Source organism: Leifsonia sp. 10L418, assembly GCF_056395445.1.
The window spans coordinates 100,873-109,085 of the sequence record NZ_JBFTJN010000011.1; the positions used below are offsets into that span (position 1 = coordinate 100,873).

At 66.4% G+C, this 8,213-nt stretch carries 7 protein-coding genes; 1 reads left to right on the plus strand and 6 read right to left on the minus strand.

Translation table 11 applies throughout. The features are described from left to right. Nucleotides 1-110: 110 nt before the first annotated feature. On the minus strand, nucleotides 111-1,178 hold the full coding sequence (locus tag AC1DCF_RS18255) for an IS110 family RNA-guided transposase (protein ID WP_477212222.1): 1,068 nt from the start codon (nucleotides 1,176-1,178) through the stop codon (nucleotides 111-113). Between the two features lie 238 nt (nucleotides 1,179-1,416). After that, a complete protein-coding gene (locus AC1DCF_RS18260) occupies nucleotides 1,417-2,526 on the minus strand; it encodes an NAD(P)-binding domain-containing protein (RefSeq protein ID WP_477212223.1) in 1,110 nt (369 codons plus the stop codon). Between the two features lie 132 nt (nucleotides 2,527-2,658). Between AC1DCF_RS18260 and AC1DCF_RS18265 the strand changes: the two genes are divergently transcribed. After that, a complete protein-coding gene (locus tag AC1DCF_RS18265; protein WP_441791894.1) occupies nucleotides 2,659-2,913 on the plus strand; it encodes a DUF3073 domain-containing protein in 255 nt (84 codons plus the stop codon). A 200-nt stretch (nucleotides 2,914-3,113) separates the two neighbouring features. On the opposite strand, the gene purM is transcribed toward AC1DCF_RS18265, so the two are convergent. The 4 genes from purM to AC1DCF_RS18285 form a co-directional block, all read right to left on the minus strand. Further along, nucleotides 3,114-4,217, minus strand: a complete 1,104-nt coding sequence (purM, locus tag AC1DCF_RS18270; protein ID WP_477212224.1) for a phosphoribosylformylglycinamidine cyclo-ligase — start codon at nucleotides 4,215-4,217, stop codon at nucleotides 3,114-3,116. After that, nucleotides 4,214-5,803, minus strand: a complete 1,590-nt coding sequence (gene purF / locus AC1DCF_RS18275) for an amidophosphoribosyltransferase (protein WP_441791892.1) — start codon at nucleotides 5,801-5,803, stop codon at nucleotides 4,214-4,216. Before purF ends, purM begins: the two co-directional genes overlap by 4 nt. Before the next feature lie 12 nt (nucleotides 5,804-5,815). After that, entirely contained in the window at nucleotides 5,816-6,226 is a 411-nt protein-coding gene (locus AC1DCF_RS18280; RefSeq protein WP_477212225.1) for a hypothetical protein, read from the minus strand. Between the two features lie 136 nt (nucleotides 6,227-6,362). Then, nucleotides 6,363-8,213: HtaA domain-containing protein (locus AC1DCF_RS18285; RefSeq protein WP_477212226.1), on the minus strand; the 1,851-nt coding region annotated here is incomplete at its 5' end.

Genomic DNA, 8,213 nt, shown 5'->3' on the forward strand with positions numbered 1-8,213 from the left:
GCAGCTTGAGTCGTTCCGGCGATCGAGCTTGTCGAGATCCAGAGAGCCGAACCTCAGACGCACCCCGAGATCGGAGGTTGGCAGACGTGGTCTCGATGCTCCTATTGATGTCAAGCCGCGATGTGGGTGCTCGCGTGGCGTTGTTGGATGGCGATGAGGATGGGGAAGATTTCGCGGGCGATGTAGCGTTTGAGAAGGCGCATTGCGTCGCGCTTGGTTTTCCCCCGGGCGAGGGTTTTCTCGACGTAGTCGCGGGTCGGCGCGTGGGTTTTCATGCGGACGAGCACGATCCTGTGGAAGGCTGCGTTGCCTTGCCGGTTTCCTCCGCGGTTGAGCCGGTGCCGGTTGGTTTTCCCGGACGACGCGGGAATCGGGGCGGTGCCGGCCAGGTGCGCCAAGGCGGCTTCGCTGGTGATCCGGTCAACATTCTCGCCGGCGATGCCCAACAGAGTCGCGGCAACATCGGGTCCGACGCCGTGAACGGCGAGCAGTTCCGGCGCGTAACCGGTGACGAGGCGTTCAATGTGCTGTCCGAGCCGGTCGGCTTCCACTGTGGCATCGCGGTGGCGGCCGCCGAGGGAACGTAATGCGTCGACGGTCGCCGCGGTCACCGTGTCGTCCGTCTTCCGGGTGCGGAGCTGGTGGCAGGCCTGGGCGAGTTTGTTCCCCGTCAGCCCGGTAAGTCGGGTCCGCAACTGTTCGGGCGCGCTCACGAGTAAGCCCTTGATCTGGTTCATCGTCTCGGTGCGCTGCTTGACCAGTAGTCGTCGGGTCGTGCGCAGCACTCGCAATGCTTCCACGTCACCGTCACGAGTCTTCGGAACGGTCCGAGCCCGTTGGGCGAGGACCGCCCGAGCGGCCGAATAGGCATCGATCCGATCGGTCTTGCCGCGCAGGCGCCGCTCTTGCTTGTCCGGGGCGATGACATCGATGACGTCGATCCCGGCCTTTCGCAACCGTTTGGTCAGCGCGGCCCCATACGAACCGGTGCCTTCAACTCCAGCCCGCACGACACTGCCGAACCCGACCACCCACCCGATCAGCTCCGCATACCCGCCGGGAGTCGCGTCGAAGCGTCGATCCGCGAGGCTCTCGCCGAGCGCGCTGATGACGGCCGCGTGATGGAAATCTTTATGAGTATCGACACCGAGAATGATTTTCTGGCTCAAATCGGTCATCCTGAATACAGCCCTTTCTTGGAAGGGTCAGCGTTCAGGGCGCCGGCAGACAGGTCAGTGAAGAGACTTTAGCCAGGCTCCTATCAGGTCATGATCGGCGTCCTCAACGCGACACAAATGGTCAGGGCGGACCGATCGACGCATCGAGACAAAGACAGCCATCGCGTCAGACAGGCTCTGAGTCAGACCGATCCGACCCCACACACATCATCACTGACAGGCTCGACCAACGAGTCTGCTAGAGCAGCGCCACAATCTGCCGCGCGATCATGCGACCGGCCCGGTTCGCACCGATGGTGCTCGCCTGCGGGCCGTAGCCGGCCAAGAAGATGCGCGGGTCGGTCCAGGATGCCCCCGCGCCGACGGTCAGCCCGCCCGCCTTCTCCCGCAGCTTGAGCGGCGCGAGGTGGCGCAGTTCCGGCCGGAATCCCGATGCCCAGATGATCGCATCCGCTTCGGTGAAGCTGCCGTCTGACCAGCGCACCCCGTTCGGTTCGATCGCGGTGAAGATGGGGCGGGCGACAAGGAGACCGCGTTCGATGCCGGCGGCGATGCGGCGACTGACGGGCACCCCCGTTCCGCTGACGATGCTGGGCAGGGCGCGGCCGCTGCGGGCCGCCTCGTCCTGGGCGGCGACGGCCGCCGACGCACCCTCCAGGTCGAGCTCTTCGGTGTGCACCCAGTCGATCGGGCGACGGGCCGCCCAGGTCAGTTCGGCGGCGACGTTTTCGAGTTCGAGGAGAAAGCCGATCGCCGACGTTCCGCCACCCACCACGACGACCCGCTGACCGGCGAACTCCTCCGCCGATCGATACTGCGCCGTGTGCACATGGCGGCCGGCGAACGTGTTCGCGCCGGGATAGTAGGGAACGAACGGAGCACCCCAGGTGCCGGTCGCGTTCACCAGCAGCCGAGCAGTCGTCTCGCGCTTACCGTATTCGGGAGAGGGCGACGTCGACGCCACCACGAGGTCAGCACGGCGGTTGAAAACGGACGTCACGGCGACCGGGCGCTCCACCCGCAGCTCGAAGTGCTCCTCATAGCGACGGTAATAGTCGGCAACGACATCCTTCGCCGGCAAGGAGCGGTCGGCCGTGTCAAAGCTGATGCCCAACTCGGCCATACCGGGAAGGTCATTGACGTGGTGTGCCGTGCCGAGGCGCAGAGAATCCCACCGGTGCTGCCAGGCGCCGCCGGCGTCTGGACCGCGGTCGAAGATCACGAAATCCCGGCCGGCAACCAGCTCAAAACGCCGCAAATAGTAGGCGACGGAGAGTCCGGCCTGGCCTGCGCCGATGATCACGACGGGCACACTTTGCTCGCTCGCCACCACTCCCCTATCGCTCACATTGAGATTCGCACCACTGCCGCAGGGCAATGGGCCCACCATGCTAAACTAGCGGTTAGTTTTCATACATTCGGTTCGGTAAATCCCAAGTGGCATCGCCTCACTTGGCCTGGCATCGTAAGGGGGTCACGCATGGGGCGCGGCCGTCAAAAAGCAAAGCACACCAAGGTTGCCCGTGAGCTGAAGTATTTCAGCCCGGACACCAACTACAACGCGCTTGAGCGTGAGCTCACGGGGCATCCTTCCGACGACCCTCGCATCGGTGAAAGCCGAATCGGCGAGGATCGGTTGGACGAAGACCTGGCCAAGTGGCCGGAGTACGAGCCGGCCGAGTCTGACGACTACGTCGACCACTACGCCCCCGAAGACGAGCAAAAGCGCGCGTAGTCGGTACGATCGCCGATTCGGCGAGATATCGACCTGGTTCATTGCCGCACAGCCGAGCGTCGCAGCGACGTTCGGCTTTCGGCGACCCGTTTTTCGATGAGCCGAAGCCGACGCGAGGCCCGACGCGGAATGCGCCGAGCCTCGCCTGAGACTATGTCTGTCCGAGACGGCGTCTGTCCCAGACGTCGTTTGCCTGAGGGCTAGACCGCGAACGAACCGGTCAGTCGCACTGCGCCGCCGTTGACGCCCTTGGCGCCCTGTTCGAATCCGGTGAAGTCGCGCGCTTCGGTGGAGACGCGGCCGGCAACCCAGGAGGGGATGCCGTCGGCCTCGAGCAGAGCGATGACCGCGGGTGCGGCATCCGCGCTGACGACGGCGAACATGCCGATGCCGAGGTTCCAGGTGCCCTCAGAGCTTTCGAGCGTCGAACCCGCCATGTCGCTGAGCACCCGGAAGACCGGCAACGGCGACCAGGTGGAGCGCTCCAGTTCGACCCAGGAGCCAAGCGGCAGAACGCGGGCGAGGTTGGCTGCAATGCCGCCGCCGGTGACGTGGCTGAGCGAGTGTACGGCTCCGGCCAGGCTCGGCTCGGCCAGCACGCGCAGCAACGGTGCGGTGTAGAGGCGGGTGGGCTCGAGCAGCACTTCACCGACGAGGCCGCCGAGTTCGGCGGAGGTGTCGGTGAAGGCAACGCCGCGCTCGGCCAGGATGTGGCGAACGAGGGAGAAGCCATTGGAGTGCAGGCCGGACGACGCCATGGCGATGACGATGTCACCGTGCTCGACGCGGTCGGCGCCGAGCACCTCGTCGGCCTCGACGGCTCCGGTGGCCGCGCCGGCCACGTCGTAGTCGTCGGGTCCGAGCAGGCCCGGGTGCTCCGCCGTCTCGCCGCCGACGAGCGCGGTGCCGGTGGCGGCACAGGCGGTGGCGATTCCGGCCACGATCGAGGCGATGCGTTCAGGAACGACCTTGCCGCACGCGATGTAGTCGGTCATGAAGAGGGGGCGGGCACCGACCACGATGATGTCATCGACGACCATGCCCACGAGGTCCTGGCCGATGGTGTCGTGCTTATCGATGGCCTGCGCGATCGCGACCTTCGTGCCGACGCCGTCGGTGGAGGTGGCGAGCAGCGGCCGGCGGAAGCTGGTCAGGAACGAGACGTCGTAGAGGCCGGCGAAACCACCGAAGCCGCCCTGAACCTCGGGGCCGTGAGTGCGGCTGACGGCCGCCTTCATCAGTTCGACGGCGAGGTCGCCTGCAGTGGTGTCGACGCCGGCTGCGGCGTATGAAGCGTTGCTCATTCTTGTCTTCCTGGATCGCCGATGGAACGCACGGGTGCGCCGGGGGTTGAAACGGTGAGGGAGGGGGCCACCTCGAGCACCGACTCGAACTCCGCGTCGGGGCCGGGGTCGCATCCGTTTGATGCCGGCTGACGCTCGAGCAGGTTCTTGCCGAGGTGCTGCGAATCGGGCAGCGGAATCGGGTATTCGCCCGTGAAGCACGCCGTGCAGAGGCGCTCGCGCGGCTGCTCGGTCGAGGCGATCATGCCGTCTTCTGAGAGGTAACCGAGCGAGTCGGCCCCAATCGCCTGACGCACCTCGTCGACACCGAGGCCGGTTGCGATGAGTTCGGCCCGCGACGCGAAGTCGATGCCGTAGAAGCACGGCCAAGTGATGGGCGGGCTTGAGATGCGCACGTGCACCTCGGCGGCGCCGGCCTCGCGCAACATGTTGACCAGGGCGCGCTGGGTGTTACCGCGCACGATCGAGTCGTCGACGACGATCAAACGTTTGCCCTTGATGACCTCTTTGAGCGGGTTGAGCTTGAGCTTGATGCCCCGCTGACGGATGGTTTCCGACGGCTGAATGAAGGTGCGGCCGACGTAGGAGTTCTTGACGAGACCCTGGCCGAACGGGATGCCGGAGGCCTGGGCGTAACCGATGGCCGCCGGGGTTCCCGACTCGGGAGTCGGGATGACAAGGTCGGCCTCGACCGGATGCTCGGCCGCGAGCTTGCGACCCATCTCAACGCGAGCCTCGTGCACGCCACGACCGGCGATGGTGGTGTCGGGGCGGGCGAGGTAGACGTATTCGAAGACGCAGCCGGCAGGCTTGGACTCGGCGAAACGCTGCGTGCGCAGGCCGTTCTCGTCGATGGTGATCAGCTCACCCGGCTCGACCTCGCGCACGAAGCTGGCGCCGACGATGTCGAGGGCAGCGGTCTCGGACGCGACGACCCAGCCGCGCTCGAGGCGACCGAGCACCAGCGGGCGAACGCCCTGTGGGTCGCGGGCGGCGTAGAGGGTGGACTCGTCCATGAAGACCAAGCAGTAGGCGCCGCGCAGGCGCGGCAGCACTTCGAGAGCGGTCTGCTCGAGCGTGTGCTCCTTGTCGCCGATGAGCAGCGCGGTGATGACCGCCGTGTCGGTGGTGTTTCCGCGACGCAGCTCGCCGTCAGCTTCGGGGTAGCGCTCGTGAACGAGCTGCATCAGCTCGGCGGTGTTCGTCAGGTTGCCGTTGTGGCCGAGGGCGACGGTGCCGCTGGTCGTGCGGCCGAGAGTCGGCTGCGCGTTCTGCCAGCTCGACGATCCGGTCGTCGAGTAGCGCGTGTGCCCGACGGCGATGTGCCCGAGGAGCGTGCTCAGCGCCGACTCGTTGAAGACCTGGGAGACGAGTCCCATGTCTTTGTAGATAAGGATCTTGCTGCCGTCGCTCGTGGCGATACCAGCCGATTCCTGGCCGCGGTGCTGCAGCGCATAGAGGCCGAAGTAGCTGAGCTTCGCCACCTCTTCGCCGGGAGCCCAGACACCGAAGACTCCACAGGCATCCTGCGGCCCCTTCTCACCGGGAAGAAGATCGTGACTTAACAGTCCGTCGCCACCAGGCACGCCGCAGCCCCTTTACTCTGAGTTTTCGTTGGAAGAACGGCTGCTGTGGTCAGCATCCGGGGCCGGATCGGCGGGTGTAGCTTTTTCAACGATCTTGTCGACGACGACGGTGCGCGAGCGGCCGACGCGGTCGAGAATGAGGGCGACGAGCGAGCCGAGGGCGACGCCAAAGGTCACGCCGGCCAGCAGCAGAAACCCGAAAACCTGGGTTTTGCCGAAGTCGGGGTTGTCGGGGAATGCGACAGTGAGCACGAAGGCGACGACGGCGCCGATGATCGCGCCGACCAACATGAAGTTGAAGTAGCGCGGGGAGCGATGCACCAGAACGGTGGTCTCAGTCACGACCGGCTCACCGGATTCGGGAGCCGTGTGATCGGGTTCGTTGGGGGTGTCGGGCTGTGCTGGCTGTTCTGCAGAACTCACGGTTCTATTGTCGCATGAGTGTCGCCTGCGCTGGGGCCGTCGCTGGGGCCGTCAAAACCGGCCGAGCGGGCTGCAGACAGCAGCGCCCCGGCTCCCCCGCAAGTGCGGAGGGGCCGGGACGAGCGTGCCGTGCGGGCTACTTCGTCGAGCGGCCGGCGATCACGCTGCGACGGAACAGGATCGCGAGCACGATGACGGCGGCGAGAAGCACCGCGATGATGCTCCAGAGCAGCCAGTTGGACTGGTCAACATCGGCCGCAGGAACTGCGGAGACCGGCGTCGCCTCACTGTCAGCGCGCTCAAGAGTCGTCACCGCGGCAACCCCTTCCGCACAGTCGGGCGCCAGGACGAACGAGGCACTCACCGGGTCGAACGCCTCGCCGGCCGGGTAGGTTCCAAACGCTGCGGAACCCGCCGCGGTCAGTGTCGCCGGAACGTTGCGGAGCGTAACCGTCTGAGTCGGTGACGCCCCCTCGGCTGTCACGACGCTCGGGGCGGATGCGGTCAGGTCGAGCTGCACAAAACGCACTCCGGCGGCATCCACTGCTTCACCCATCTGAGTGCTGCCGCTGACGTCGACGACGAGGTAGGCGGTTGCCGCATCGACGAACTCGAGACGCGGGTTCGCGATTTTCGTGTCGAGGATGCCCTCGTGCCCGGTGAAGCGCACCTCGCCGCCCCAGGAAACGAGGCCTGTTGAGGCTGCCGAGTCGATGGCCCCGGTTCCCCCGGTCCAACCGAACTGTCCGTCGGCATAGGTCGTTCCGCCGCCGAGAACCCAGTCACCATTGGCGATGGCGCCGGTGAGGTAGCTGCGGAACCCTTCCTTGAAGCCCCAGTTGAGCGTCGCAGCCGACACGGTGCATCCGGCCGCCACGGTGACGGGCGGCTGCTCGGTGACAACTGCGGGTTTCGTCGAGGCGAAGACGGCCCGACTGATGGTTCCCTGCTCGCCGGCTGGGGCAGCGCCGACGGCACCGATCGTGAAGCTGAGCGGTGCGAGTGCGGTTCCGGCGGCATAGAAGCCTTGGAAGGCGGTGGCGCCGGCACTGGTCAAGGTGACCGGGGCATCCGTCACGGTGAACGCGCCATTCTGCATCGCGCTCCGAGCCGCAAGATTCACCGTGCCGAGATCAACCCGGCTTCCGTTGACTGTTATCTGGAAGACGCCGCTCGTTGCCGAATCGATGCGCACGGTCGGGGAGGAGAAGGTGAGGTCGAGGATGCCGCCGTGCCCCAAGAAACGCACGGCGCCGGCGTAATTCACCGTTCCGGTCTGAGTGTCGGCGCTGTAGGAGCCGCCGGCCTGACCAAACCGGTAGTTGCCGCCGCCCGACGTGGCGCCGTTCGAGACGCTAATGCTGCCGCGGGCGATCGGGCCGGTGATGTAGTCCTGGAACGCCTGGCTGACTCCCCAGCTGAGCGACCCGGTTGCGGGCGCCGGGGTGGAAACCGGCGGGGTTACCGGAGGCGTCACGGGCGGAGCCACCGGAGGCGTCGTCGGCGTCACCGGCGGTGTGACCGGCGGGAGTGTGGTCGAGTCGGCGAAGGTGAGCGCGGTCTTCGTCTCGAACGGTGCAAACTTCGCTCCGCCGCCCGGGTAGGTGTAGATGCCGTAGTTACCGGTGGCCGGCTCTTTGTCGTAGCCCTTCTTCACGGTCAGCGTGGTCTCGAACGTGCCGTCGGCCTTCAACTCAACAGCCCCGGCGGGTGCACCGCCCACGGTCGCCATGTTGGCGGCGAGCAAAGCCCACTTCGTGTCACCGGTCACTCGCGTCGCCGACGCAGCGCCGGTCGACGGCTGCCAGACATCCGCGAACTTGCCGAATGCGACGTACGTGCCGGTGAACGTTCCGGCCAGCGGCGGGCGCGTGCCCGACGTCGCCGGGGCGGACGGCAAGAAGCCGGTGCCACGCACGGTGACGGTCTCGCCATCGGCGTTCAGACCGGTCGTCTTCGACACCGTCACCGTCGGAACCGGGGCCGG